Here is a 25,538-nt window from a genome sequence, read left to right on the forward strand (position 1 = left end):
TCAAACTATTTATTGTTTTCTGTCTTTTTTAACGAGGTTAAAATCACACCATCAGGCAATACGATATTTTGTACTTCGATAAAGCCATGTTTTTTATATAAAGACAAAGCAGGTGTATTTTCTTTCCCTGTTTGTACAATATATGTTTTGGAAGGGGAGAACATGTCAAATACATAAAGTAGTAGTTTTGTTGCAATCCCTTTATGAAAATGATCAGGGGATACTACTAAACGATGAATATCCACTTCTTCTTCATCTATTTTAAAAGAAATAAAACCAGCAAGTGTATCTTCAAAAAAATAGCCGTAAAAAATTTCATCACAAGATTGAATATCGGCTACAGTATCATAAAGTCGAGGGATAGCTGTACTATTTATATATTTCGCCTCAATTTCATAAGCGGGTATTTGAATGCTTAAAATAGAAGTTGCAGTTTTGTGAGAAGTTGTTATTAATTTTTGAATCATAGAATAGAAACCTCCTTGTTGGCTGTATTTTCATAGATTTGACAAGATTTTTCTTTTTTGGATATAATAATTACATAGTTACACAATAAGTTAGTAGCTAAATTGAATTACACTATAATAGAAATGGAGGACTAAAGATGGGGTGGATTATCACATTAATAGTTGGTGCTATTATAGGTGCAATTGCAGGTTCTATTACAGGTAAAGACTTTCCTGCTGGCATGTTTGGAAATATAATTGCTGGTTTATTAGGAGCTTGGTTAGGCGGTAAATTATTTGGAGATTGGGGTCCATCACTAGGTGGTATTCATATTGTACCAGCTTTATTAGGATCAATTGTTCTCGTTCTTATTGTATCATTTGTAGTGAAATCTGCAAGGAAATAAAGAGTTATATTATGATAAAAAGCCCTATATAAGGGCTTTTCATCATTCGAAGAGGTGGTTTTATTGGAGAAAGTAAGTTTAAGAAAACGAGATAAGTTGAAAAAATTTTTTAGAGAACACAATTATTTAGCAGTGTTACTTGGGTTTGCACTATTGTTCATTAATATTTTATTACTAACAAAAATATCATTTGTTTTTACGCCGTTTATCGTCTTTTTAAAAACAATTTTCTTCCCAGTATTATTAGCGGGCGTACTATTTTACATTTTGCATCCATTCGTTTCGCTTTTAGAAAAGAAAGGTGTTTCAAGAATCGTATCAATAGCCTCGATATACTTAATCGTAATTGGATTATTTGTGTTTTTAGTTTTAACGGTTATTCCAATTATTAAAGATCAAATTGATGCATTAATAGATAACTTACCGTATTTCGGTCATGAAATTGAACGAGCAGCACGTAGATTTGGGGAAAGTAATTTACTAGGAAAAATTCAGGAGAATTTAAATATTGATGTAGCGAGTATGGTAAAGGACTATACAGTTGATTTTACGAAATCTTTATCATCAGTAACAGGAAATGTAACTGGATTTTTAAGTACTATTACAGAGGTCGTTTTAACGTTTGTAATGGTTCCGTTTATATTGTTCTATCTTTTAAAAGATGGTGAGCAATTACCAAATCACTTTTTAAAGTTTATTTCAGAACAAAGACGACCAGCAGCGATGAGAATACTAGACGATATGCATTATGCGATTAGCTCGTATATTAGAGGACAAATTATCGTTAGCTTATTTATCGGTATTATGCTATTAATTGGTTACCTTATTATCGGTATTAAATATGCAGTACTACTCGCTATTTTAGCGATGATTGTAAATATCGTTCCGTACGTAGGACCAATTATCGCAATTACACCAGCGTTAATTATTGCGTTTATTGATTCGCCGGGGATGGTTTTAAAGGTAATTATTGTAATGATGGTTGTACAATTAGCAGAAGGTAAATTTATTTCTCCGCAAGTCATGGGGAAAAAGCTAGATATTCACCCGATTACTATCATTTTTATTATTTTAACTGCCGGAAATTTATTTGGAATTATGGGGATTATTTTAGCAATTCCAGGGTATGCGATATTAAAGGTGTTAGTAACGCATGGTTATCGATTTGTTAAGTTGAATACGTGAAAAAAGCTAGAACAGATATTACTGTTCTAGCTTTTTTGCTCTTTCTATAGTAGACAGATTAATCTTATGCGTAAGCTTTTAATTCAACAATAGGTAGATTGCTTTCCTTTAGTTTATAATCAAAGATTAAATCGTCCATGCGAAAATTAGCATCCACTTCAAGAGAAATAAAAGTACCTCCGATTTCTACTTGATTTCCGTTCTCATTTTCAAAAGTGAGCGCACCTTCAAACGTTTCTATGTACTCATCGCAAGTGTATAAATATATAGCGACAGGTGTGAAATGTATAATTACTCCTAAAGTATCACCTTGCGTTGTATCATCGTTTTTAAACTCATCAATCTTTTCATCGTTCTTTTTAGTAAACCAACTCATGACATCACCTCTTTTTTGTATTACAAATTGTTTCTGTACATATCGATTATATATTGTGCGGAATAAATTGGTAATGATTATTATTAAAACGCTAAAAAGTTTGAATATTTAGTTTTGTATGGAGGGAAAATGTGATAAACTGTAAAAAAATAACGAAAAGCGATGAAAGAGAAGAGTACATATTCGAAACTTTTCAGAGAGCTGATATGTGGTGGAAATCAGTAAGGGATGAATATGGAATGGGCTCTGGAGCTTCTAACTGAAATGAGTAGGTAAAGACGGTTGCTTCACGTTAAGAAGTTGAAGTGAGCTAACAATAGCTAATTAAGGTGGTACCGCGGGAGTCTCTCGTCCTTTTTTAAGGATGAGGGGCTCTTTTTATTTTGAGAAAGGAGGAGTTAGGATGAGTGAGAAAATAATGTTAACAGGAATTAAACCGACAGGTTATCCGCATTTAGGAAATTATATTGGTGCAATTAAACCTGCGTTGCAAATGTCAAAGAAGAATGAAGGGAAAGCATTGTATTTTATAGCAGATTATCACGCGTTAAATGCTGTGCATGATCCGAGCCAGTTTAGTAGTTATACGAAAGAGGTAGCAGCTACTTGGTTATCGCTTGGACTTGGAGAAGATGTTATTTTTTATAGGCAAACAGAAGTGCCGGAGATTCTAGAATTAGCTTGGATATTAGCTTGCCTAACTCCGAAAGGGCTTATGAACCGTGCTCATGCGTATAAAGCGAAAGTAGAGCAAAATAAAGAAGCGGGTTTAGAGGTCGATGCAGGAGTGAATATGGGATTATATACGTATCCGATTTTAATGGCAGCCGACATATTACTATTCCAGGCTACGCATGTACCCGTTGGAAAAGATCAAATTCAGCATATCGAAATTGCGCGTGATATTGCGACGTATTTTAATCATACTTTTGGCACGACATTTACACTTCCGGAGTATGTCATACAAGAAGAGGGTGCAATATTACCAGGGCTTGATGGAAGAAAGATGAGTAAAAGTTACGGGAATGTGATCCCGTTATTCGCGGAGCAAGAAAAACTACGAAAGTTAATATTTAAAATCAAAACAGATTCTTCACTTCCAAATGAACCGAAAGAACTAGAAACGTTATTTACAATTTATAAAGAATTTGCAACGGAAGATGAAATGCAGTCAATGCGTGAAAAATATGAAACTGGCATTGGATGGGGCGATGTGAAAAAAGAGTTGTTTCGCGTTGTAGACCGTGAATTAGCTGGGCCACGTGAGAAATATGCTATGTATATGAATGAACCGAATTTATTATATGAAGCGTTGGAAAAAGGTGCTGAGCGGGCGCGGACTATTGCGAAGGTAAATTTAACAGAAATTAAGAAACGGATTGGATTTGAGAGGGAGCACTGAGCGTTCCCTCTTTTTTCTCTATAACTTATTCGTCATATCGATGAGTAAAGCAAGGAGTTCGCATATTCTTTTGAAACTTATTAGTTGCATATATTAAAAAGTATGCTACTATAGGGTTGCTTATTAAACATGTTTAATAAGTATAATGAAAGTCACTTAATAAACATGTTTAATAAGTAGGGTTCATTTGATTACGAAGGAGATGATTCTATGAAAACAGAAAAAGAAAAGATGTTAGCGGGAGAAATGTATATTGCAGATGACGAAGAATTAGTGGCTGATAGGGTGGAGGCAAAACGTTTAACACGCCTTTATAACGAGGCGATGGAGACAGGAGATGAGAGACGTTTTACATTATTAAATCAGCTTTTAGGTTCTTCAGCTGACGGGGCATCACATATTAAACCTACTTTTCGTTGTGATTATGGTTACAATATCCATATTGGAAAGAATTTTTTCTCCAATTTCAATTGTGTGATTTTAGACGTTTGTGAAGTGCGAATTGGGGATAATTGTATGTTTGCACCTGGTGTTCACATTTATACTGCTACTCATCCTTTACACCCGGTAGAGCGGAATTCTGGTAAAGAATATGGAAAGCCTGTAAAGATTGGTAACAATGTTTGGGTAGGCGGGGGAGCTATTATTAACCCTGGTATTTCAATTGGAGATAACGCTGTAATTGCTTCAGGGGCAGTTGTGACAAAAGATGTACCTAATAATGTAGTAGTTGGTGGTAACCCAGCTAAAGTTATTAAAACGATAGACTTATAGAAATCGTTTTTTATGAGTGCATGAATAAACGGATGTTGTATCGTATAGAAAATGTGAAAGGTGTTTCATATAAAGAAAAATAGTGCGGAAAATCGTAAGAAGACATTACTTACTTCTTGAAACGCTCTTTTTCTTATTTGTTTTGCTGGTTTTCTCGTTTGCTGTAAGTTTCTATCATAGGTTATACACAATTTTTAAGTATACTAGGAGAAGCATTCGGAATATTGCTAGTAGAAATATATCATCTTTATTGCTTTAGAAAATGATGTATGATATATTGTCAACGCAACTTATTAAAAGTGTTTAATAAGTATGTTGATTAAGGTGGTGAACGATTTGAGTGAACAATTTGTTACTCAAAAATCGATTAAAGAGACAATCCTTCGCGGCATTCGTAAAGTTCTTTTAGAGCGAGGTAGTGCAACGAAAGTTGAGCTTAGTAATACATTAGAAATTAGTTTTCCAACGATAAGTAAATTTATAGAAAAAATGAAACAAGACGGTGAAGTCACTTTAGCTGGTTTAGATGATTCAAGTGGTGGAAGAAGAGCGAAACGATATGAATATAATCCAGAATATATGTTAGGTTTAGCGATATTTTTAGAAAAAAATGAAACAAACTATACAATTTTCAACTGTTTAGGGGAAGTAAAAGAACAGGGGAGTACTTCAAGTATGTTAATTGATACGGGCGTAAATCTATTATCTAAACATATTGAAGGTCTTATCGCTACATTCCCGAAAATAAGCTCTATATCAATTGGTGTGCCTGGTTCGGTTGATAATGGTCGTATTTTTTATATTCCTGGATATGAAAAGTTCCAAAATTTTAATTTGAAAAGTCATTTGGAGGAACAGTTTTCTATACCAGTAGTAATAGAAAACGATATGAATGCTGCTGTGCTTGGTTATTATAAAAACACTGGAAACTATGACAATTCCTCTCTTGTATATTTGTATTCCGGTCAAAATGGTCCAGGTGCAGGTATTATGGTAAATGGAGATGTCGTACGCGGAAGCACATTTTTCTCAGGAGAGATATCTTTCGTCCCGCAGTATAATAATAAAAATTTCTTGCAAGCTTTGAGAAGTGAAGATCCGAATAATCCAGAGGAATATAATATAGATGCTATTACTCGTTTAATCGCTACATGTATAGCTATTATTAACCCGCATGCCTTTATCTTCTGTGATGATGAAGTGAATCAATTTGTAATAGATCAAATTGTAAAAACTTGTCCGCAGTACATCCCGGCGGAACATATTCCGAAAATAACAGTGAGTAATTGGAAAGAAGATTATTTATATGGATTAAAAAGTCTAGGACTTGATCTTATGATTACGAGAACGAATAAAGAAAATTAAATGTCCTGGCAATGAAGCATCCAATTGCCAGTTGAATAACATAAAAGAAAAGGTGTCGATTATGAAAATTGAACATGTAGCAATTTGGGTGAATGATTTAGTAGGAATGCGTGATTTTTATAAACAATATTTTAATGGTGAAGAAAATAGCTTATATGATAATCCGAAAAAGCAATTTAAATCTTATTTTATAACTTTTGAAGGTGGTGCGCGTCTAGAACTTATGAAGCGGGTAGGGATAGAGGATGCATTACAAACAGAAACAATAGGATATGCACATATTGCTTTTTCTGTAGGTAGTAAAGAAAAGGTGAACGAATTAACGAATACATTAAGAGAAGCAGGGTACCCTGTGTTAAACGGCCCACGAACTACAGGGGATGGTTACTATGAAAGTGTAGTAAGTGATCCTGAAGGAAATCAGATTGAGATAACGATCTAACATGAACAACCTCATTTCGCATTATCATGACGGGAGATGAGGCTGTTTTATTTTTATCTTTAATTGGAGTGATGAAAATCGCGAAGAATCCCCTCAATAACTGGATGAAGAGTACTAGGTAATTCATCAAGCGGAAAGAAACGTAATTCTTTTGATTCTGTTTGATCACATACAAGCTCACCGTGGAATTCGCGGCAAATATAAACAACGAGTACACCGTGTACTTGATCGCCGTTTGGATAGATTTGAAAGTAATCTGGTCCAGAGTATGTACGGAATAGTTCTGGATTTTTAATAATAAGTCCAGTTTCTTCATATACTTCTCGCTTTAAAGCGTCTTCTAATGTTTCGTTATATTCTAAAGCGCCGCCAATAATGCCCCAGCGGTTAAAGTCTGTGCGGAGCTGCAGCAATATTTCATTGTTTTCATTTACTATAATGGCGTGTGATCCTATTAAAATCAGTGGCTGATTTCCTACTAAATTTCTCATATCTTCAATATAACCCATAGTTATTCTCCTTATAGCTAATAATAATTAGGAAGTTCTTTTAACATTCTTTCTGTTTTCCGTGCTGTAAAGGCTAAGTTATGATCATCTTTCGTTCTGAAAAATAAAGTGCGTAAAAAGGTTTTAATGTTGGCGCATAAAATACAATATTCATTTAACGAAAGGCGTTTTCTAATTTGAGGAAGCCTTTTTATTTTTTTATGAATAATAGAAATTAACTCGTCTTGCGGAAAGTCATGATACAACATCGCTAGTAAAGGAGTAACGATGCGTTCATCTTCGTTATTATGAAAAAGGTCAGATGGAATGAAGATTTTATTTAATAAACAATGAATTAACTCTTCGTACCATTCAAAAGTTGTATACGTATTATGAACAATTTCCGTAAAGGCATCAGATACGTGAGCAAGACAATGAGCCCATCCTTTATTTTCAATATAGCCTCGGAAATCTGTTTCTAAGTTTGTGTATGTAATGAGTTTGTTTTTTATTTCTTCAATATCCTCCTCCGTACAAAAGTAGTGCGAATTAGCGAATTGGAGTATTAACGCAATTAACGAAACAGTGTAAGAACGTGTGAAAACCCCATCTGAATGCGGGGAGTATATGTCACAATATAAATATTCATCACTTAAACAAGTTTGCAACAGTAATTTCAGTTGATCATCCATAAGGAATTCATGATGAATAAAATGCACAAAACATTTATATATAAGTTGATAACGAACGTAACTATCAGTCGTTCCGATATACTGAAGCATATGGAGCGTTAATTCATTTATATCTATATATCGCAGTTGCGTATAGTCATTTTGTTGTATAAGCTCTAACTGTTGTTGCAGCGCTGTAATATCCAATGGAGAACCTCCTCCGCACTTTAAAGATGCGATGTTTTCTAGTATTCTATATATTCAAGGACAATCCTCCTCATGCAAGGAGAACAAGTAGAAATTCAAGTATGACATAGATGAGGGAAGAATATGACGACGATAGAACAGTTAGTAAAACATTTTAAAATAAGAAGAAATGCTTCTTCTATCATGATAAAAGAAAATAATGCAGAGATTTTTACAGAAGAGCAATTAAAGGGAATCATGCAATATTGCGTTGCTGAGGCTGAAAAAGAGGGAATTGAAAACTTACATTTTGAAGTTTCTTCAAAAAGCCCAAATTATGATGTGTATAAGAAATGTTTCGAAGCGTATTCTTTTGAATATGTTACTGAAAACATGATTGTGTTTAAGGATATATATGAAGTAGAAGATGTAGAAAGTGAAATTGATTTTAAGTTGATTGAAGAAGTTGGTGAAGATGCTTTTTATTCACTTTGGAACGAGATGACAGAAGAACAAGTCACTTATGATCAATTTGTAAATATGATGCTACAAGAAATTGGAGAGCAATGGAAAGAACATTGTTTAACTGCGAGTATTAATGAAGAGCCGATCGGAATTGTAATCCCACATATTGAAAAGGGGACGTTAGAAGAAGGAAAACTTATGTATTTCGCAGTCGCTCCAAATATGCGAAATAAAGGATACGAAGCAGCATTCTTTACAGGAGCAATGTTTGTATTAAAAGAAATAGGAGCATCTTATTATATCGGTGAGACAAATGTACAAAATGAGTGGATGAAGGATATTTTTGAAAATAACGGATGTCAGCTGCTTAGTTCAACTGAGAGATATGTGAGAAAGTTTTAGGAGGATGAACGATGTACTCTCTTGAACTCATTTCGAGGGAATCCGTGTACAACTTATGAACAAGTAAAAGAACTTTTTGCCTGTTTGTAAGATAAAAAGAAAAATGAGAACGACAAAGTAGATATTTGTATAATACAATAGAGTAAGATTCGATTATAAGAGAAAGCGTTGGTGAAAGAATGGGGCAGCAAAGACATTGGTTACAAGCAACTGTAGAAAGAAATGAAGATAATACGTTACAAATAAAGTGGGAAAATAATATAGAGGAAGTTCGCATTTACTGGAGTACTTCGCCAGATCATATTGAAGAAAATGGAGAATTACTTGCAACGGTAAATGGAGAATCATCATATACAATTGAAAACCTGAGCGAAAATGAGCGTCCATATTTTAGACTAGTAGGTAGTAATGGACAAGCAGTAACAGTAGCTGAGCGTAGACTGCCATTACAAGGCGCGTTTAACTTCCGTGATATGGGAGGATATGAAACGACAGAAGGCCGTAAAGTAAAATGGGGTAAATTATACCGTTCTGAAGAATTAGCAGGATTAACAGAGTGGGATATTGCGTATTTACAAAAGTCTGGCTTAAAGTTAATTTGCGATTACCGTACAGACTTTGAAGTGAAGCATAAGCCAAACCCTGAGATTACAGGAGCTCGTCAAGTGTGTTTACCAGTTATGCAAGACTTAGCAAAAGACTTGAACATAAATGAGTTTTTCCAAGTTGGTGACCTTTCTATGTTAGGCAAACCAGGCGAATACCTTGTGAAAATGAATCAAGATTTCGTAAGTGGTAACGAGGCGTTCGTAAGCTTCTTAAACTTAGCGCAAAACCCGGAAAACTTACCGTTAGTAAACCATTGTACAGCTGGGAAAGACCGTACTGGATTTGGATCAGCATTATTATTACTTTTACTAGGTGTACCAGAGAAAACAGTAATGGAAGATTATTTACTAAGTAACGGTTTCCGTGAAAAGTTAAACGAGAAAATGATGGCCTTTTTAGGTGCAAAACTACAAAACGATGAGAGTAGAGCGATATTAGGTGCGATGTTCGAAGCACGTGCTGAGTATTTACAAGCTGCGATTGATGAAGTGAAAAAGCAATATGGTTCAGTTGAAGCGTATGCTGAAAAAGCACTTGGCTTTACGAAAGAGTCGTTAGAACAAATGAAAGTTTTATTGTTAGAAGATAAATAAAGCGGAGGGAGGCTGATTGGATTAGCCTCCTTTTCTTATTGTTGTTATAATTAGGCTATGAGAATATAAGAATTGAGGAGAACATCATGAAATACAAAGTTATATTATTCGACGTAGATGATACATTATTAGATTTCCCTGAAACGGAAAGACACGCATTACATAATGCGTTTGTACAGTTTGGTATGCCTACAGGGTATACTGATTATCTTGCAAGTTATAAAGAGATTAGTAATGGGTTATGGAGAGATTTAGAAAATAAAATGATTACGTTAAGTGAATTAGCGGTAGATCGATTTAGACAATTATTTGCACTTCATAATATAGAAGTAGATGCACAGCAATTTAGTGATGTATATCTTGAAAACTTAGGGAAAGAAGTACATCTTATAGAAGGTGCAGTGCAATTATGTGAGAATCTACAAGATTGCAAGCTAGGCATCATTACGAATGGATATACGAAGGTGCAACAATCTAGAATCGGAAATTCGCCTTTATGTAATTTCTTTGATCATATTATTATTTCAGAAGAGGTTGGTCATCAAAAACCAGCACGTGAGATTTTTGATTATGCATTTGAAAAGTTTGGGATTACGGATAAATCAAGTGTACTAATGGTTGGAGATTCGCTCACTTCTGATATGAAAGGCGGAGAAGATTACGGCATTGATACGTGTTGGTATAATCCGAGTTTGAAAGAGAATAAGGCAAGTGTTAAGCCGACTTATGAAGTGAAGAGTCTGCTGCAAATTTTAGAACTTGTAGAAGTGGCGGAAGAAAAGGTAGTTTCATTTTAATCGTGTCGATATTTGTTGATAAGTCGATATTCTTTGTCGAATCGTTGATATATCGAAAAAATCGTTGATATATTTTAAGTTACGGTAGATATATTGGCAAAATCGTCGATATAATTTGAGTTGCGTTCATTTTATAGGTACGATCGGTGTAATAACTAGAGGTGAGTGAAAGATGTTAACATTTTTATTTGAGTTAGACAAGAATATCCCACAGAAAGATGAGCAGCGGTATGATGCTTATTCAAAGGGCTTTATCGAAGGGGATGTAACGATTCGCGTGAGTGACAGCGTGCTTTTTCAAAAGTCATGCATGAAGGTCGCAGAGCTCGGTATTTATTTAGGACAGTGGATGGAGCAAGTGCAACATGGGCAGAACGTACATATGAGTTATGAAACGCCTGACCGTGATGAGACAATTCTTAGTTTCTTCTATGAAGAGGACAATCAATGGAGAGTTTCTTCCAGTTGGCAACAATTTGAGGTTCAGGAATGTATTTCTACTACAGCATTAGTGGAGAGTGTTCAGCGTTATTTATATGAGTTAAATAAAGAACTGCGCGCGTTAGAATATCCTGTGACGTTTGATCAGTACTTAAGAGGAGAGCGGGTGATGCAGCTTTCTTACAAACGACTGTGTGATAGTAAAGCGGATACGGTGCCTATTGAGGTTTACAAGGGAAGTGACAGAGTAGGCACAGTACGAGGCTATTATAAAAATACGTTGATGAGAGTGCTAGATTTCATTCCGAAAGTCGGTAGTAATATTATTTATGAAATAAAGGATAGTAAGGACAATATGCGCGTCATTGCAAAGGATGTAAGTAGGCAACGTCAAAGAAGAATTTTAGTAACATATAAAGATAATCATGATGCTGAGCATGAAATACTTGTATGTGACGGAAAGTTATTGGATGCAAATTTCTTATTTACCTTTACATATAAGAGAGAAGAATTTGTTGTTCATAAAACTACTTTTGGGATGGGAAAATTATTACGAAAAGGCTATGTAATTGCAGATTGGAATATTCGTCTTGAGGAAGATATGTATCACATCGAGATGAATGTATACGATGAAGATTATATAGAAGACCAATATTTACTGTTGGGCGTATTTCATGCGGTTTTGTATGGGTGATCGTTGTATAAATGAAAAATACCGGTATTCTTTGTGAAAAGAATGCCGGTATTTTTATTTATCCTCAAAAATAAAAACTTCATCAATCGTACTATGAAGTGCCCTCGCAATATCGTGAGCAAGCTGCAAGGAAGGATTATATTTTCCTTTTTCGAGATGGTTAATTGTTTCACGACGTACACCAACTTGTTTCGCTAAATCTTCTTGCGTCATATTCAATTTGGCGCGGTATTCTTTTATTTTCGTTACGAACGCCATGGTGCATCTTCCATTTCGTCAACAGGTTTATCGTAAAAGAACATAGAAAAACCAAACGTAAGAATGAGTGTGCCGAAAATAAGAGCGATATCAATCTCTTGTAGCACCGGGTTTGGAAATAACATTTCAATGAACATAATGATAGCGGTAGTTAGTAACGTAACGATAAAGGCATTGCGGCACGATTTATTGACGATTTGTTCAAACAGTTCATCGTGTTGAACCGTTCTATATGAGGTGAAAAAGGAGAAGAAACAAAACATAGTGAACAATCCTTTTTCATAAAAAAAGCCAAGAAAACCGAAGAAACCGAGAAATCCTAAATATTTTATCCAAGTTGTTTTCATGATAGTTCCTCCTTATCATGTTAGAAATAAATCACGTTATGTTATAAATATATCACATATGGATAGGAATGGTAATAATAGTTTTTTAGTTTGCTTCATAATAATAGTAAAAAGAGGAAATATACTGCGAAATAAAGAGGATAATATTGTAAAATGGTTGTAAGGAGGGGGAGGAAGGTATGCTAAATTGGATCATGATCGTTGTATTACTTGTAGTCATTACTGTAGTCGCGACGGTGTTAATTGGGCGAAAGGGTGATGCAAATTATAGTAAAGCGACAAAGGGGAATATTAGAAGGCTTACGATGATTTATATTATACTAGCTGTCGTTTTAATCGTTGGGTTAGGTCTGTATATTTATTTTAAAGGTTAAAAACTGAAAAATATAAAAATATAAGTATGCTATAATGTTAATATAGTTATTTGGTAATTAAGGAAAGGATTGGATGGAATGATTGAAATTATGAATGTGTCAAAAAGTTATAATGGTTCTACCTATGCAGTAAAAGATTTAAGTTTATCTGTGCCTAGCGGAGAAATCTTTGGATTTTTAGGGCCAAATGGTGCCGGTAAATCAACGACAATTAAGATGATTACTGGTATCCATGGGGTGGACAAAGGGACGATTACGATTAACGGTATAGATATTATGAAAAATCCGATGGAAGCGAAAAAGACGTTTGGTTATGTCCCAGATAGTCCAGATATGTTTTTACGATTAAAGGGAATTGAATATTTAAACTTTATGGCAGATATGTATGAAGTGCCGAAAGAAGTACGCCAAGAACGAATTGAGTCCTTAGCGAAGAAATTTGATCTTTATAATGCTTTATCAGATCAAATTCAAAGTTACTCGCACGGTATGAGACAAAAGATTGTTATTATTGGTGTGCTCGTGCATGAGCCAGATGTATGGATTTTAGATGAACCGTTAACGGGGCTTGATCCGAAATCTGCATATATTTTAAAAGAAATGATGAGAGAACATGCGGATAAAGGAAAGATTGTATTCTTCTCTACACACGTATTAGAAGTGGCAGAAAAATTATGTGACCGCGTCGCGATTATTAATAAGGGGAATTTGCAGTTTAAAGGGAATTTAGATGAAATGAGAGATCATTTTAAATCCAACGAATCACTTGAAAAAATGTTCTTGGAGATGACGGGCAATGAGTGAAATTTGGACGTTAACGAAAGTATTATTGAAATTAAATTATGCAGATTTTATAACAGATAAGAAGAAGCGATGGGCGTATGTATTTTCATTTGCGGCTATTTTATTTGTCGGATTTTTACTGTTTGGTTCTATCACGCATGCAATGTATGAGGGAATGATACATTTAGGGCAAGATCCAGGAATGATTATCGCAATGGGACTTGCGATTGCGAGTATATGGGTATTTTTAATGAGTATTACGAACATTTTAACTGTATTTTACTACAGCAATGACATTGAAATGTTATTACCATTACCATTAAAACCAGCGCAAATTATTTCAGCCAAATTTTTAACGGTATTAATTACACAATACGTAATGAGTTCATTTATTTTACTACCAATCTTTATTACGTACGGTTTAAAAAGTGGAGCGTTTATTACATATTACATATATATGATTTTCATTTACTTACTCTTCCCGATTGTGCCGTTAGTACTAGCTTCGTTACTCATGACAGTTATTATGAGGTATACAAATATAGCGAAAAATAAAGACCGAGGAAATATATTTATCGGAATCGTAAGTATACTATTTATTGTAGGAATTAACGTATTTTTGCAGTGGAAAAATAAAAGTTCGTTTTCTGAAGATGCAATTGCGGATTACCTTGCAAACAACCAGTCTTCTCTTTTAGTACAAATGACAAACTATTTTCCAACTACATATTTTGGAGCAGTAGCATTAGTAGAAAATGCAAATTGGAAGGGTCCTTTATACGTAATAATCTTTGCAGTTATTTCATTTGTATTTTTTGTGTTGTTTTATTACATTGCAGAGCGTACATATTTAAAAGGGGTTATTGGACTTTCAACGAGTACAGCAAAAAAAGAAGTCATTTCAGCAGAAGGTTTACAAAAATCAACGGTACAAAGTTCACATTTGAAAGCGTATGTGAAAAAGGAATTTAAAACATTATTCCGTACACCACAATTTTTCTTAAATTGTATCGTACAAACTTTCGTTATGCCGATTATGTTGTTCTTCGTTTTATTTGTACAAGATGGAAATTTAAAATGGGTTACGAGTTATATTAATAATCCAAAATCAGCAGGTCTTGCAATTGGCGTTGGCCTTTGTGCCTCTCTATTTTTAATGGGAAGTAACGTCATCGCAACAACTTCATTCTCACGTGATGGAAGCTCTTGGTTTGTGAATCGATATTTACCTGTAAAAGCTTCGGATATCTTTTTTGCAAAAGCAATCACGGCTTGGTTAATTAATGTAATTATTTTAGCAGTGTTCGGTATTACGATGGCAGTTGTAGCGGGAATTTCTCCTGTTTTCATGTTACTGTGGTTTTTACTAAGTGCGAACGGCTTACTGTTAATTAATTTAATTGGTACACGCTGGGATGCACAAACTGCAGATATACATTGGGATACAGAGCAGAAATTATTTAAGAGCCGCTATACAACTTTGTGGAATTTTTTAGCTAATATTTTAATAGCTTTAGTTATTGTAGCGGGAGTAAGTTTATTATACTTCTTCCTTCATGTCGGACTGTGGGTTATGTTTATCGTTTTATTTGTAATGTTTGCGATTGTAAATTATATCTTTATTAAAATTTTAAAATTAGGTGCAGAACGTATATTGTCAAATATTGAATAAAAAGATAGATCCTCTGTATTCGTGCAGAGGATTTATCCATAGGTGGAGGAGAAAAGGTGAAGAAAATAGCAATTGTAACAGGGGCCACTCGTCTGAATGGAATTGGTGCAGTTGTATGCAAGGTGCTTGCTCAAAAAGGAATAGACATTTTTTTCACGTACTGGTCTCAGTATGATAAAGCGATGCCATGGGGAATGCATGACAAAGAGCCCTTTTTGTTGAAAGAGGAGATTGAAAGTTACGGTGTTCGATGTGAAATGGCAGAAATCAACTTATCGCAGTCGTATTCGCCCAATCGTTTGTTTTATATGGTATCAGAACGGTTAGGTGATCCATCTATTTTAATTAATAATGCAGCGTATGCTACTCATACGAGAATTGAGGAATTAAATGTAGAACAGTTAGATAAACATTATACGGTTAATGTTCGGGCTACTATGTTATTAAGTTCATTATTTATAAAACAGTATGCAAGCAAGGCGAGTGGAAGTATTATTAACCTTACTTCAGGACAGTCACTAGGGCCGATGCCTGATGAATTAGCATACGCAGCAACGAAAGGGGCAATTGAAGCATTTACAAAATCAGTAGCACCAGTTGCGATGGAGAAGGGGATTACAGTAAATGCTGTTGATCCAGGACCGACGAATACAGGATGGATTACAGAGGAGCTGAAGCATTATTTAGTATGGAAGTTCCCGCAAGGTAAAGTAGGAGAGCCGGTGGATGCTGCGCGCTTAATATCTTTTTTAGTAAGTGAAGAAGCGAAATGGATTACTGGGCAAGTTATTCATTCGAATGGTGGGTACTCATAAATATATTATGTTAACAATTGTTGAGAAACAAAAAAACGAAAGAAAATTTTATTTTTTTGTATAAATAAAATGTCAAGAAAGATAAAAATTTGATAGAAGAGTATATCGTCATATGAAGATCGTAATTCTTCATGTGACAATATACTCTTTTTCTTTTACTACAGAGAAGAAAAATGAAGTAGAAGAAACTCGAATATTCAAATTGATTTATCAGTTTTTGTACGTATTATTATGAAGATTACTGTCGGAAAGATGGTAATTCGTATGAAAAGGGATTTTTTAAGGGGAAATCGAATCGTAAAGGGGAGGATAAAAACGTAAACATAGGGGGATTTATATGAAAATGAAAAAGGTCGCTATCGCATCGATAACAATTGGTACAATGCTTACTATGGCAGCTTGTAGTCCGTCAGCAGATAAAGAAACAGAAAAGAAAGAGCAAGTAACAGCGCAAAATGAAGGAGAATCAAAAACGACAAGTGCAGATGAAGCGTCAAAAACAACGAAAGATACTGACAAAGAAACAAATACTTCTTCCAACGAAAAAACAGATAAAGATGCAAAAAACACGAAAGAATCATTAGGAACAGAAAGTAACGGTAAAACGTCAACTCAAAACGAGAATGTAAAAACAAAAGAAAAAGAGACGACAGGAAAAACGAATGATCAAACGACTAGCGGGAAAACAACAGATCAAAGTACAAGTACAAACTCAGACGGAAAAACAACGAAAGATCCGAAGAAAAGTGTAGCTGTGAAAACGAGTGTGAAAGAAGTTGCTGCATTAGTGGATAGCTTAGATAAGCAGTTAGCTGCTAATCCGAAATTGGATACAGTAAATAAACTTGGAAAACAAATTAATGCAAAGTGGGATGTAATTGAGAAAGAGTTAGAAACATCACACCCAGCTGAATATAAAACAATTGGACAAAGTATGTATCCGTTAATTGTAGGGGCGGAGAAAGAAAAGATAGATATTACTAAAATGAAATCATTAACGACGAAAACGAAAAAAGATTTAAATCAGTTATTGACGAAACTTTCGTAGTTTCAAAAGCCTACTTGTGGGAGTAGGCTTTTTTTATGTTGAGAGTGTAATGAAAGTTTATGGGAAACCTAACGAAAAAGGATGGTGACAAAAATGACAATCGATCGAATTTGTACAATTGGCCCAGCAAGTAATAATAAAGAATCGTTAGCGCAGTTAATAAGCAATGGTATGAAAATTGTTCGGCTAAATTTATCACATGGGACGCATGAAAGTCATAAAGATATCATTCGTTTAGTGAAATCGTTAGATGATTCTATTAAAATTTTAGGCGATGTACAAGGTCCTAAAATAAGGTTAGGTGAAATGAAAGGAGAACAAATTACACTTCAGGCGGGAGATTCTTTTATTTTGCATACGCAACCAGTTACAGGGAGTAGTACGGAAGCAAGTGTTGATTATGAAGGAATCGCGAATGATGTGAAAGTTGGAAGTAGAATTTTAGTTAATGATGGTGAAGTTGAGTTAATCGTTGAGAAAGTAAGTACGGATAAAATAGAAACGAAGGTGAAAACAGGTGGTAATATCTCCTCTCATAAAGGGGTGAACTTACCAGGCGCAATCGTTCGTTTACCAGCTATTACAGAGAAAGATAAAAAAGATATTCAGTTTCTTTTAGAAGAAGGTGTTGATTTTATCGCATGTTCTTTCGTAAGAAAACCTAGTCATATAAAAGAAATACGAGATTTCATACAACAATATAAAGAAACGTCACCTAATTTAATTGCCAAAATAGAAACGATGGAAGCGATTGAAAATTTTCAAGATATATGTAAAGGAGCAGATGGAATTATGATTGCAAGGGGAGATTTAGGAGTTGAGTTACCGTTTCAATTTATTCCGCTCTTGCAAAAAATGATGATTCAGGAATGTAATCGAACGAATACATATGTTATTACAGCAACACAAATGCTTCAATCTATGGTAGATCATTCTATTCCAACAAGGGCAGAGGTAACTGATGTGTTTCAAGCTGTACTGGACGGAACGAATGCTGTTATGCTTTCTGCTGAAAGTGCTTCAGGAGAGCATCCGGTTGAAAGTGTGAGTACACTACGTCTCGTTTCTGAATTTGCTGAGCATGTAAAAAAAGACGGTCCTTTTGTGATGAAAGATGTACTGGAATTGCTGCATAAGTCTTTGGATGAGTGATGAATAAAAAAGAGGGCGGATATGTATCCGTCCTCATGTGTGTCATTCTATTCTTGCTCTTGCTCATCCAAAATCTTTTCAAACGCAGCAGATACTTTTTCAAATTCCTCGTCATTCTCAATGTATGAGAATTCACTATCTTCTTCTACTTTTAAAAAGAAAATATCAATGTCTTCCTCGGTTTCTGTTTGGATATCTTCAACAAAGGCAACTGCAATATATTCAGCGCCTTCGACATCCATCGCTCCAAGCACTTCTACTTCTTGCTCTTCGTTATTCTCATCACTAAGAGTAAACACTTCGCCAACTTCAATATCAGACATATTCATTCTCCTCCTGTCCAACTCTAATAAATAGAGTGTTTAAACTGCATACATACTAATATATCTTTCCATGAAAAACCAATTTCATACATAAGAGAAATGAAATTCTACTTTTTTCGTATGAGTATACAGCTATAAGGAGCGCGTGTTATCTTAATAAATCTATTCAACAATTGCATCCATAGTCTGTCTTGTTTTATCACGTTTTGGCTCTTCTTTACGGTAACCAAAGGCAACCATAACAGATACTTCAAAGTTATCTCCATTGATAATGCCTTCTTGACGAAGTAAAGAATCTACTTTCTCTTTATCAAATCCTTCTATTGGACAAGAATCAATCCCGATTTGAGCTGCGCTCGTCATCATATTCCCTAAAGCAATATAAGTTTGCTTAGATGCCCAATCAAATACAGCACGATCAGATTGTAATAAGTTAAAATCTGTTTCCTGGAACTTTTTGAAGAATTCATATCTAATTTTTTGCGCGTCTTCAGGTAATTCAATAATATCATTCATCATATGTTTAATATAATCTGCATCATAATGCATATCTTTAATATTTCTTGAAAGAACAATGACAAAGTGGCTAGCTGTTGCAAGTTGCCCACCAGCGCCCCATGAATATGGTTGTAGTTTTTCTCTTAATTCTTTATTTTGTACGACAACAAATTTCCAAGGTTCATATCCGAAAGAAGAAGGGGATAATCTGCCTGTTTCTAAAATGAAGTTAAAATCTTCTTCTGAAATTTTGTGCATAGGATCGAACTCTTTACATGCATGTCTGAAATGAAAAGCATCCATAATTTTTTCTTTTGTAGTTTGATTTGTATTTGTCATAAAAGTTCCTCTTTTCATTAATTTATTTTGTAACCAAATTATATTTTTAAAGTAACATAGAAACAAGTACGCACATTTATGTGGTATAGTATCAAAAAAGATACTAATGTTAAGGGAAGGGATTTATTATGGATTGTTCAAACGAAAATAATGTAAATTACCCATTTTTAAATAAATATTCTTGTCCAGTGGAAGCGATGGTTGAGGTCATTGGAGGGAAATGGAAAGGGGTAATTTTGTATCATCTATTAGATGGGACAAAGAGGTTTAATGAATTAAAAAGATTAAAACCTAATATCACACAAAGAATGTTAACATTACAGCTGAGAGAACTTGAAGCAGATGGCATCATACATCGTGAAGTGTACCGTGAAGTACCTCCAAAAGTAGAATATTCGTTAACGGAGCTTGGTGAATCGCTTCGTCCAATGATTCTATTAATGATGGAGTGGGCGACTCATAATATGGAGAAAGTTTTGGAGAGTAGGAATACGAAAAATAATAGGAAAGAGTTGTAGAAATAAAAGGTGTTTTCCATATGTGAAGACACCTTTTATTTTCATGTTTTTACTTTTTAACATCAACTGCTGAAATTGCGAAGTCATGCAAGTTTACAGTTTTGCCATACCAATCAGCGTGTTTAAAAACAACACCTTTTCCATATCCTTCAGTTGAAGTATGTTCCCATAGCGTTGTTGAATAGCTAGCAGTAGGGGATGCTGTACTTACAGAAGAAATTCTATTTTGCCAACTAAGAGGCAAATTTTTAAAACCGCTACTAAGAGAAAAATACTCGCCACCTTTATTTGCATGTTCATAGAAATCTGTATTATTAGGTCCGCTTCCTCCGACACCAAGAGGAGTGATTGTATGATTCAACCTTTGTTTATCTTTTTTAATAAAAGACTCTAAACTTTCTTTGGTCGAAAATCCATAAGATAACCAGTTTCCATTTTGATTTTGTTTCGGTAGAACTAAAGTTATTTTTATGTCTTCCTTTGATGGAGCATCCAATTTGTTAAACGAATCTACAGTCTTTTCATCTACAGTTACATATTCAAAAGAGGTAATCGAATAACCCTTTTCGGTACTAGCTGATACTGATCCTAACCCTACAGTTAATGATGAAATGGCTACCACTGCACCTACTATCATTTTTTTTAGCATGAATTCATCTCCTTTACACTTAGTTTTTTATATAACTAAAATGTATGTTAATTTGAATATTTTATAAATATTTAGAAATTCATAAAAATTAAACATAATATTCTTTTATTGGTCTGGGGTAAGGAGGGTAATTTGAAAAAGGATTTACTTAAAAAGTAAATCCTTTTTGGGTGTTAGCAATAACGTTATTATGTAAATTTTGCAATTTGCTAACTGACTTCAAAACTCTACTGATTAAAGTTTCATTTTATCCTGTTATGAATCATACACTTCTTTTGCATTCATAGAAGCCGCATCTAATAAAAGGAAAATGGCTGCTATAATATGTAGAACGATTACTATATAAGGAAAGAAGGCAACTAGAGTAACGATAATGCCAATATAATGAGGGTACGTATTCATGTCTACTTTTTTAGCTAATAAAATAGTAGTGATATGTAACACAATCAATAAAAGTAAAGGTATCCCATATAGGTTAACGTGACTTAGAAATAAATAATAACAAGGAAGTAATAAAAGATGATAGATCCCTGTAGTCCACTTTAGTGCTTGGATGTAGGTTTTCAAAGTGAATCCTCCTAAAATAATTCATATCTATATATTACCAAAAATAATAGGTAATTGGATATTATATATTTGTAGATTTTAGTAGATTTTAGTAGAATGTAATTTTTTTATGTTAACTAATTATGAGTTATTTATAAAATAGAAAAACCACCCAAACGAGGGTGGTTCGTATTACAAATAATTACTTAAAGAAGAAAGCGGAACCTTCACTTCACTACCTTCCTTCATATTCCGCAGCACAACAGTTTCTGTACTAAGTTCTTCTTCCCCAATAATAAGCACATAAGGGATATTCTCTTTATTTGCATAATTAAGGGCGCGTTTTAATTTGCGTCCCGCTAGTTCAAGTTCGATTTTTAAGGAAGTGGTAGAACGTAATTGCTGGGCGATTTGTAAGCATTGTAATTCTGTTCCGAGCGGGATGATAAATACATCCGCTGTAGATGATACTGTTTCTTTCTGTGATAGTGCTGTATAAATAACGTCTAAACCGAATGAAATACCGACTGTTGGATAGTTCATATCATCACCACGGAATGCTCCAATAATATTATCGTAACGACCACCGCTACCGATGCTAGATGTAATTGATCCATCTTTTAAAAAGATTTCATATACGGTACCTGTATACATTGTGAGTCCTCGCGCTAAAAACGGATTAAATATAGCATTTTCATTTATTCCAAGTGCGATTAAATATTGCTGTAATTGTTGTAATTCGTTTACTCCATCGGCAACGAGTGGATTATTGAAAGCTTCTTTAAAGTCAGCAATTGAAAGCTGTAGACAAGATAATACGGTATTACATATCGTATCAGCCATTTCTTCAGAAATTCCGCGCTCTAATACATCTTTTTGTACGCCATCAATCCCAATCTTTTCGATTTTGTCTAATGATAAAATGACGTCACTTGTTAATTCAGTAGGGATGTTAATGGCCTGAAGAATACCATTTAACAATTTGCGGTTATTATATTGGATCGTTACTTCTAAGTTTAACGTTCGGAACAGTTCAAACGCCATGCTCATAAGTTCCGCTTCTGCCATGACAGATTCAACACCGACAATATCAACGTCACATTGTATAAACTCACGAAATCTCCCTTGTTTAATAGGGCCATCTCGAAATACTTTCCCAATTTCATACCGTTTAAAAGGAAGGCGTATGTTTGGATTCATTGCCACAACTTTTGCGAATGGAATTGTCAAATCGTAACGTAAGGCAAGTGCGCGTTTTCCTTGATCCTGAAGTGTATATATTTCTTTTAATATTTCATCACCACCGCCGTACTTGTAAGACATAAGCTCATACATATTTAATGTCGGCGTTTCTAACGGTTTACATCCGTATCGTTCAAACGTGTCTTCGCACGCTCTTTTAATTTTATTTCGTAGTACTTGTTCCTCTGGTAAATAGTCTTTCGTTCCTTTTACATTTCTCATTTCCACCATAATCACTCCTTTTTAAATTAAAAAAAGCTATGCAGGTATAAAAATACCCACATAGCTTTATGAACGCTTCGTGGGTCAACAGGAAAAGCCCTGTACCCACGAAGAAAAATTTTTCTTCGGATACACGGCGTTACGTATGATGATGAAGTTGGAAAGAAGTATTAAAATTTTGCATTACAAATCTCTCCTTAACATAAGTTTTTCCAAATTATATCAGATGATTTTTGAATTATCAATATTTTTAGTTTTGAAAAATACGTGAAGTTATGTAGGAGAAATGGAAAAGGGTGTATAATAAAACTTAATAATATGAAATAACTTTTTAAGGAGAACGTTATGAAAAAAGATAAAACAAATGCGATGCGAATATTAGATAAAGAAAAAATTGAATATTCGATGATGTCATATGATCCAGACGATGGGAAAATTGATGGCGTATCAGTAGCCGAGAAAATTGGACGAGAAGTGAGAGAAGTATATAAAACGTTAATCGCTCAAGGGAATAGTAAAAATTATCATGTGTTTATCATCCCGGTAGATGAGGAACTAAATTTAAAAGCTGCCGCAAAAGCAGTAAGTGAAAAGAAAATTGAAATGATTCCTGTTAAAGATATTACGAAAGTTTCAGGATATATTCGCGGCGGCTGTTCACCAGTCGGAATGAAGAAGTTATTTTCTACATGTATTGATGCGAGTGCCCAATTACTTGAAACGATGATAGTAAGCGGCGGAAAAATAGGTATACAAATTGAGCTGAAAGTGGATGACTTGGCGAAAGTGACGAGAGCGCAGTTTGGTGAGGTAACGAAGTAAATATACATAGGGAAAGAAGTTCTAGTTTTATTAACTTTAGATAAAGATTTATAGGATAGTTAGTCCATTATGGGGCTGATTATCCCTTTTATTTACATACCTATATTAAAATGAATAAAGATTGAATATTCAGTTTGAAATAGACTGTAATATGAATCATTTGTTTGGATTTGGGAGGAGGACAAAGGCTCGGTGCGTTACCCTTAAAGATAGACAAGTGACAGAAGATTGTTTAATGGGGGCAAGAAATACCCATAAGAAAGCACGTATTGGGGTCCAATATTTTGGGGGAATCTTACGCTAAGAGTTTGCAAGATGTTATACAGTTTTTTTTGCTAATCCAGTAACATACACGAACACTAAAACCGCATTAGGATAGGAATGTATAAAAAATGTATAGATTTATAGAACTAAAAAAGAAGATTCTCTTGTGAGAGCAGGGTTCTCCTTTTTTCATGCTACTGATAATAGGACGTTATGTTAACCTGATATGTATAGAATATACATCCAAAAATATGAACAAATCAGTTACCTCAAATGGTACAATAAGGAAAATGATTAGATGTGAAGGAGAAACTATATGAAAGAAAAGACTTGTAATCAATGCGGAATATCATTGACAAAATCCCTTCTGAAATCTGTGGGAGGCAGTGTTGGTATTTTGAATAAACCATCCCAACATGCTGTTGTAAATGCAACGTATAGTGAGGTAATTCCATATGTTTGTTCCAAATGTGGAGAAGTTCGTTTCTTTATTAATGATCCAGAAAAATATAAAGAATAGTAAACCTTCTCTTAAATAATGGGGGATTGCTATGGCGTTTTATTTTATAGGAGGAGGTAGGGGAATTATGGGGAAAGAAATACTGTTTGATAATGAAGGTGTGATTCTAAAGCTAAATGGGGTAACAGGATTACTTGCATTTAAACTAAAATTAAAAATGCCTTATAACACGATCAAGAGTGTCTATGTTGACTATTTTGATGCTCCACAATGGATGCTTCGTATGCCTGGAACATCAATTTCTTCTCTCAATATTTTTGAAGGAAGTTTTAAATATGCTGACGAATGGTACTTTCTCTCTTATGAAAATAGAGTCCCTCTCGTAATGATTGAATTAGAAGGTCATGAAAAATATAAATATATCTTTTTTGAGATTGATGATCCTACCAAAATAGCCGCAGATATTAGAAAACATATAAAAGATTTTTAATTATTGTTGCACCTATCTATATATTACTTCCGCTAATGAGACGTTATGTTAACCGAGCATGTATAGAATATTCATCTTATGTTGTTCCATTAAAGGGCCAGTTTAATTCAGCAAAAAGGAAAATTTATTAGACATAGAGAAATACAAGTTTGTTAGCAATTGAGTAAGTTAAGGAGATTATATTTATAATGAATACTATAAAAACCACAGGGTGCTTTACTATTGTTGATAATAATGAAGGCAAAATATTGCTAGTTAAACGAAATGATTATCCTATCTGGGATTTGCCTGGGGGAAGATTAGAAGAGAACGAACAGTTAGATAAATGCGCTATAAGAGAAACTGAAGAAGAAACGGGCTATATAATTGCTATTGAACGTAAAATAGGAGAATATCACCAGCCTGAATACAATGATATGCAACATATATTTTCAGGAAAATTACTAGGAGGAGAACCAATAAATAATGGACCTGAAACTGCAAAAATTGGATGGTTTAATCCTAGTAGATTACCTTTTTTAATGGTTCCAAATAGAAAAAAACAGATCAATAATTTTATGAAACACAAAAATTCACTAATAAAAGAGACATTAAAGACACCATTTATGGTAAAGGTATTGAAAAAAATTATGTGAGATGGTTATTGAATTAACGGGTGCTTTTCTTGAATAAGGATCAGTTCTTAATTTCTTGTATCTATCAAAAAAGATAATTTGTACTTCCGACTTCGAAAGTTATGTAAATAAGCTGTTCACTGGAATCTCATAGAAAACTATGGTGAGATGAAATGTTTGATTTTGAAGCACTTCAAACTCTTAGCTAGATGGCTATGTATCGGTACCCCACAATAAAAAGGCAGGGACATATCAAATATGTTCCTGCCTTTGATTTTAGAGACATGTTTCCTAACAGTTGATTTTGTTAACGAAAGTCGACTTCAAATCCATATTTTGTGTGAAATAAAAGCATATAA

The 25,538-nt window shown here is 34.2% G+C and carries 32 protein-coding genes and 1 other annotated feature; of the genes, 21 read left to right on the plus strand and 11 right to left on the minus strand.

Translation table 11 applies throughout. The features are described from left to right. Positions 1-5: 5 nt before the first annotated feature. Positions 6-467, minus strand: coding sequence for a GNAT family N-acetyltransferase (locus QCI47_RS11095; RefSeq protein WP_061131012.1), 462 nt, complete (start codon positions 465-467; stop codon positions 6-8). Between the two features lie 137 nt (positions 468-604). Between QCI47_RS11095 and QCI47_RS11100 the strand changes: the two genes are divergently transcribed. Beyond that, positions 605-853, plus strand: a complete 249-nt coding sequence (locus tag QCI47_RS11100; RefSeq protein ID WP_000539718.1) for a GlsB/YeaQ/YmgE family stress response membrane protein — start codon at positions 605-607, stop codon at positions 851-853. Positions 854-916: 63 nt separating this feature from the next. Beyond that, on the plus strand, positions 917-2,038 hold the full coding sequence (locus tag QCI47_RS11105; RefSeq protein WP_000416969.1) for an AI-2E family transporter: 1,122 nt from the start codon (positions 917-919) through the stop codon (positions 2,036-2,038). 64 nt (positions 2,039-2,102) lie between these two features. Here QCI47_RS11105 and QCI47_RS11110 read toward each other — a convergent pair whose 3' ends face one another. Continuing rightward, a complete protein-coding gene (locus tag QCI47_RS11110) occupies positions 2,103-2,414 on the minus strand; it encodes a hypothetical protein (protein WP_000118346.1) in 312 nt (103 codons plus the stop codon). A gap of 153 nt (positions 2,415-2,567) precedes the next feature. Continuing rightward, positions 2,568-2,773: a binding site (T-box leader), on the plus strand. A 44-nt stretch (positions 2,774-2,817) separates the two neighbouring features. Here QCI47_RS11110 and QCI47_RS11115 point away from each other — a divergent pair. The 4 genes from QCI47_RS11115 to QCI47_RS11130 all read left to right on the plus strand — a co-directional run bounded on the left by QCI47_RS11115 (position 2,818) and on the right by QCI47_RS11130 (position 6,397). Continuing rightward, entirely contained in the window at positions 2,818-3,816 is a 999-nt protein-coding gene (locus QCI47_RS11115) for a tryptophan--tRNA ligase (RefSeq protein WP_071743295.1), read from the plus strand. Between the two features lie 210 nt (positions 3,817-4,026). Next, positions 4,027-4,590: a maltose acetyltransferase domain-containing protein gene (locus tag QCI47_RS11120; protein WP_000845609.1), complete on the plus strand. Its 564-nt coding sequence runs from the start codon at positions 4,027-4,029 to the stop codon at positions 4,588-4,590. A gap of 336 nt (positions 4,591-4,926) precedes the next feature. Then, a complete protein-coding gene (locus QCI47_RS11125) occupies positions 4,927-5,955 on the plus strand; it encodes an ROK family transcriptional regulator (RefSeq protein ID WP_309422858.1) in 1,029 nt (342 codons plus the stop codon). A 61-nt stretch (positions 5,956-6,016) separates the two neighbouring features. Next, entirely contained in the window at positions 6,017-6,397 is a 381-nt protein-coding gene (locus QCI47_RS11130) for a VOC family protein (protein ID WP_061131009.1), read from the plus strand. A gap of 59 nt (positions 6,398-6,456) precedes the next feature. Here the strand turns inward: QCI47_RS11130 and QCI47_RS11135 are convergent, their stop codons facing one another. Together QCI47_RS11135 and QCI47_RS11140 are read right to left on the minus strand one after the other, a co-directional pair. Continuing rightward, positions 6,457-6,906, minus strand: coding sequence for an NUDIX hydrolase (locus tag QCI47_RS11135; protein ID WP_061131008.1), 450 nt, complete (start codon positions 6,904-6,906; stop codon positions 6,457-6,459). A gap of 17 nt (positions 6,907-6,923) precedes the next feature. Further along, positions 6,924-7,763 carry a DUF2785 domain-containing protein gene (locus tag QCI47_RS11140; RefSeq protein WP_000355462.1) on the minus strand — a complete coding sequence of 280 codons (840 nt, stop codon included), beginning with the start codon at positions 7,761-7,763 and terminating at the stop codon, positions 6,924-6,926. Positions 7,764-7,886: 123 nt separating this feature from the next. Here QCI47_RS11140 and QCI47_RS11145 point away from each other — a divergent pair, with 123 nt between their 5' ends. The 4 genes from QCI47_RS11145 (at position 7,887) to QCI47_RS11160 (ending at position 11,743) form a co-directional block, all read left to right on the plus strand. Further along, positions 7,887-8,609 (plus strand): GNAT family N-acetyltransferase, encoded by a 723-nt coding sequence (locus tag QCI47_RS11145; RefSeq protein WP_163072538.1) that lies wholly within the window; start codon positions 7,887-7,889, stop codon positions 8,607-8,609. 179 nt (positions 8,610-8,788) lie between these two features. Beyond that, a complete protein-coding gene (locus QCI47_RS11150) occupies positions 8,789-9,811 on the plus strand; it encodes a tyrosine-protein phosphatase (protein ID WP_061131005.1) in 1,023 nt (340 codons plus the stop codon). A gap of 86 nt (positions 9,812-9,897) precedes the next feature. Beyond that, entirely contained in the window at positions 9,898-10,608 is a 711-nt protein-coding gene (locus tag QCI47_RS11155; protein ID WP_000875919.1) for a YjjG family noncanonical pyrimidine nucleotidase, read from the plus strand. Between the two features lie 172 nt (positions 10,609-10,780). Continuing rightward, positions 10,781-11,743 (plus strand): tubby C-terminal domain-like protein, encoded by a 963-nt coding sequence (locus QCI47_RS11160; RefSeq protein WP_309422857.1) that lies wholly within the window; start codon positions 10,781-10,783, stop codon positions 11,741-11,743. A gap of 54 nt (positions 11,744-11,797) precedes the next feature. On the opposite strand, the gene QCI47_RS11165 is transcribed toward QCI47_RS11160, so the two are convergent. Both QCI47_RS11165 and QCI47_RS11170 read right to left on the minus strand, forming a co-directional pair. Further along, the gene (locus tag QCI47_RS11165; RefSeq protein ID WP_000896292.1) at positions 11,798-12,001 is read right to left on the minus strand and encodes a helix-turn-helix transcriptional regulator; all 204 of its coding nucleotides are present in this window, start codon (positions 11,999-12,001) and stop codon (positions 11,798-11,800) included. Continuing rightward, a complete protein-coding gene (locus QCI47_RS11170) occupies positions 11,989-12,348 on the minus strand; it encodes a DUF3796 domain-containing protein (RefSeq protein WP_000859221.1) in 360 nt (119 codons plus the stop codon). The genes QCI47_RS11165 and QCI47_RS11170 overlap by 13 nt, the downstream gene beginning before the upstream one ends. A gap of 179 nt (positions 12,349-12,527) precedes the next feature. On the opposite strand from QCI47_RS11170, the gene QCI47_RS11175 reads away from it, so the two are divergent. The 6 genes from QCI47_RS11175 (at position 12,528) to QCI47_RS11200 (ending at position 18,192) form a co-directional block, all read left to right on the plus strand. Further along, complete coding sequence (locus QCI47_RS11175) at positions 12,528-12,722, plus strand: hypothetical protein (RefSeq protein WP_000935861.1); 195 nt, start codon at positions 12,528-12,530, stop codon at positions 12,720-12,722. 78 nt (positions 12,723-12,800) lie between these two features. Further along, a complete protein-coding gene (locus QCI47_RS11180; protein ID WP_000570055.1) occupies positions 12,801-13,526 on the plus strand; it encodes an ABC transporter ATP-binding protein in 726 nt (241 codons plus the stop codon). Then, entirely contained in the window at positions 13,519-15,177 is a 1,659-nt protein-coding gene (locus tag QCI47_RS11185) for a putative ABC transporter permease subunit (protein ID WP_353811782.1), read from the plus strand. The genes QCI47_RS11180 and QCI47_RS11185 overlap by 8 nt, the downstream gene beginning before the upstream one ends. A gap of 56 nt (positions 15,178-15,233) precedes the next feature. Further along, the gene (locus QCI47_RS11190) at positions 15,234-15,992 is read left to right on the plus strand and encodes an SDR family oxidoreductase (RefSeq protein WP_000716987.1); all 759 of its coding nucleotides are present in this window, start codon (positions 15,234-15,236) and stop codon (positions 15,990-15,992) included. 337 nt (positions 15,993-16,329) lie between these two features. Then, a complete protein-coding gene (locus QCI47_RS11195; protein ID WP_061131002.1) occupies positions 16,330-17,040 on the plus strand; it encodes a hypothetical protein in 711 nt (236 codons plus the stop codon). An 81-nt stretch (positions 17,041-17,121) separates the two neighbouring features. After that, on the plus strand, positions 17,122-18,192 hold the full coding sequence (locus QCI47_RS11200; RefSeq protein WP_353811783.1) for a pyruvate kinase: 1,071 nt from the start codon (positions 17,122-17,124) through the stop codon (positions 18,190-18,192). Positions 18,193-18,239: 47 nt separating this feature from the next. Here the strand turns inward: QCI47_RS11200 and QCI47_RS11205 are convergent, their stop codons facing one another. Together QCI47_RS11205 and QCI47_RS11210 are read right to left on the minus strand one after the other, a co-directional pair. Further along, positions 18,240-18,521 (minus strand): DUF1292 domain-containing protein, encoded by a 282-nt coding sequence (locus QCI47_RS11205; protein WP_001997837.1) that lies wholly within the window; start codon positions 18,519-18,521, stop codon positions 18,240-18,242. A 156-nt stretch (positions 18,522-18,677) separates the two neighbouring features. Then, on the minus strand, positions 18,678-19,352 hold the full coding sequence (locus tag QCI47_RS11210) for an NAD(P)H-dependent oxidoreductase (protein WP_353811784.1): 675 nt from the start codon (positions 19,350-19,352) through the stop codon (positions 18,678-18,680). Between the two features lie 128 nt (positions 19,353-19,480). On the opposite strand from QCI47_RS11210, the gene QCI47_RS11215 reads away from it, so the two are divergent. Further along, positions 19,481-19,870: a winged helix-turn-helix transcriptional regulator gene (locus tag QCI47_RS11215; protein WP_000340663.1), complete on the plus strand. Its 390-nt coding sequence runs from the start codon at positions 19,481-19,483 to the stop codon at positions 19,868-19,870. A gap of 49 nt (positions 19,871-19,919) precedes the next feature. On the opposite strand, the gene QCI47_RS11220 is transcribed toward QCI47_RS11215, so the two are convergent. From QCI47_RS11220 to QCI47_RS11230, 3 genes are all read right to left on the minus strand, one after another. Then, the gene (locus QCI47_RS11220) at positions 19,920-20,519 is read right to left on the minus strand and encodes a hypothetical protein (RefSeq protein WP_000914519.1); all 600 of its coding nucleotides are present in this window, start codon (positions 20,517-20,519) and stop codon (positions 19,920-19,922) included. A 255-nt stretch (positions 20,520-20,774) separates the two neighbouring features. Then, positions 20,775-21,086 (minus strand): hypothetical protein, encoded by a 312-nt coding sequence (locus tag QCI47_RS11225; RefSeq protein WP_000860710.1) that lies wholly within the window; start codon positions 21,084-21,086, stop codon positions 20,775-20,777. Between the two features lie 171 nt (positions 21,087-21,257). Continuing rightward, a complete protein-coding gene (locus QCI47_RS11230) occupies positions 21,258-22,535 on the minus strand; it encodes a histidine--tRNA ligase (protein WP_214328216.1) in 1,278 nt (425 codons plus the stop codon). A gap of 339 nt (positions 22,536-22,874) precedes the next feature. Here QCI47_RS11230 and ybaK point away from each other — a divergent pair, with 339 nt between their 5' ends. From ybaK to QCI47_RS11250, 4 genes are all read left to right on the plus strand, one after another. Further along, positions 22,875-23,351, plus strand: coding sequence for a Cys-tRNA(Pro) deacylase (gene ybaK / locus QCI47_RS11235; protein WP_000710855.1), 477 nt, complete (start codon positions 22,875-22,877; stop codon positions 23,349-23,351). A gap of 580 nt (positions 23,352-23,931) precedes the next feature. Further along, positions 23,932-24,135: a hypothetical protein gene (locus QCI47_RS11240; RefSeq protein WP_071743279.1), complete on the plus strand. Its 204-nt coding sequence runs from the start codon at positions 23,932-23,934 to the stop codon at positions 24,133-24,135. A gap of 67 nt (positions 24,136-24,202) precedes the next feature. Beyond that, positions 24,203-24,565, plus strand: a complete 363-nt coding sequence (locus QCI47_RS11245; protein WP_012644491.1) for a hypothetical protein — start codon at positions 24,203-24,205, stop codon at positions 24,563-24,565. 188 nt (positions 24,566-24,753) lie between these two features. Further along, positions 24,754-25,200, plus strand: coding sequence for an NUDIX hydrolase (locus QCI47_RS11250; protein WP_001092198.1), 447 nt, complete (start codon positions 24,754-24,756; stop codon positions 25,198-25,200). Positions 25,201-25,538 lie beyond the last annotated feature (338 nt).

Source organism: Bacillus cereus group sp. RP29, from assembly GCF_040459765.1.
Taxonomy (GTDB): Bacteria; Bacillota; Bacilli; order Bacillales; family Bacillaceae_G; genus Bacillus_A; species Bacillus_A paranthracis.

Coding starts and splice junctions, on each gene's coding strand:
- QCI47_RS11095 (WP_061131012.1), bottom strand. CDS start 467: ATGATTCAAAAATTAATAACAACTTCTCACAAAACTGCAACTTCTATT.
- QCI47_RS11100 (WP_000539718.1), top strand. CDS start 605: ATGGGGTGGATTATCACATTAATAGTTGGTGCTATTATAGGTGCAATT.
- QCI47_RS11110 (WP_000118346.1), bottom strand. CDS start 2,414: ATGAGTTGGTTTACTAAAAAGAACGATGAAAAGATTGATGAGTTTAAA.
- QCI47_RS11115 (WP_071743295.1), top strand. CDS start 2,818: ATGAGTGAGAAAATAATGTTAACAGGAATTAAACCGACAGGTTATCCG.
- QCI47_RS11120 (WP_000845609.1), top strand. CDS start 4,027: ATGAAAACAGAAAAAGAAAAGATGTTAGCGGGAGAAATGTATATTGCA.
- QCI47_RS11130 (WP_061131009.1), top strand. CDS start 6,017: ATGAAAATTGAACATGTAGCAATTTGGGTGAATGATTTAGTAGGAATG.
- QCI47_RS11135 (WP_061131008.1), bottom strand. CDS start 6,906: ATGGGTTATATTGAAGATATGAGAAATTTAGTAGGAAATCAGCCACTG.
- QCI47_RS11145 (WP_163072538.1), top strand. CDS start 7,887: ATGACGACGATAGAACAGTTAGTAAAACATTTTAAAATAAGAAGAAAT.
- QCI47_RS11150 (WP_061131005.1), top strand. CDS start 8,789: ATGGGGCAGCAAAGACATTGGTTACAAGCAACTGTAGAAAGAAATGAA.
- QCI47_RS11155 (WP_000875919.1), top strand. CDS start 9,898: ATGAAATACAAAGTTATATTATTCGACGTAGATGATACATTATTAGAT.
- QCI47_RS11160 (WP_309422857.1), top strand. CDS start 10,781: ATGTTAACATTTTTATTTGAGTTAGACAAGAATATCCCACAGAAAGAT.
- QCI47_RS11165 (WP_000896292.1), bottom strand. CDS start 12,001: ATGGCGTTCGTAACGAAAATAAAAGAATACCGCGCCAAATTGAATATG.
- QCI47_RS11170 (WP_000859221.1), bottom strand. CDS start 12,348: ATGAAAACAACTTGGATAAAATATTTAGGATTTCTCGGTTTCTTCGGT.
- QCI47_RS11175 (WP_000935861.1), top strand. CDS start 12,528: ATGCTAAATTGGATCATGATCGTTGTATTACTTGTAGTCATTACTGTA.
- QCI47_RS11180 (WP_000570055.1), top strand. CDS start 12,801: ATGATTGAAATTATGAATGTGTCAAAAAGTTATAATGGTTCTACCTAT.
- QCI47_RS11185 (WP_353811782.1), top strand. CDS start 13,519: ATGAGTGAAATTTGGACGTTAACGAAAGTATTATTGAAATTAAATTAT.
- QCI47_RS11195 (WP_061131002.1), top strand. CDS start 16,330: ATGAAAATGAAAAAGGTCGCTATCGCATCGATAACAATTGGTACAATG.
- QCI47_RS11200 (WP_353811783.1), top strand. CDS start 17,122: ATGGTGACAAAAATGACAATCGATCGAATTTGTACAATTGGCCCAGCA.
- QCI47_RS11205 (WP_001997837.1), bottom strand. CDS start 18,521: ATGAATATGTCTGATATTGAAGTTGGCGAAGTGTTTACTCTTAGTGAT.
- QCI47_RS11210 (WP_353811784.1), bottom strand. CDS start 19,352: ATGACAAATACAAATCAAACTACAAAAGAAAAAATTATGGATGCTTTT.
- QCI47_RS11215 (WP_000340663.1), top strand. CDS start 19,481: ATGGATTGTTCAAACGAAAATAATGTAAATTACCCATTTTTAAATAAA.
- QCI47_RS11220 (WP_000914519.1), bottom strand. CDS start 20,519: ATGCTAAAAAAAATGATAGTAGGTGCAGTGGTAGCCATTTCATCATTA.
- ybaK (WP_000710855.1), top strand. CDS start 22,875: ATGAAAAAAGATAAAACAAATGCGATGCGAATATTAGATAAAGAAAAA.
- QCI47_RS11240 (WP_071743279.1), top strand. CDS start 23,932: ATGAAAGAAAAGACTTGTAATCAATGCGGAATATCATTGACAAAATCC.
- QCI47_RS11245 (WP_012644491.1), top strand. CDS start 24,203: ATGGGGAAAGAAATACTGTTTGATAATGAAGGTGTGATTCTAAAGCTA.
- QCI47_RS11250 (WP_001092198.1), top strand. CDS start 24,754: ATGAATACTATAAAAACCACAGGGTGCTTTACTATTGTTGATAATAAT.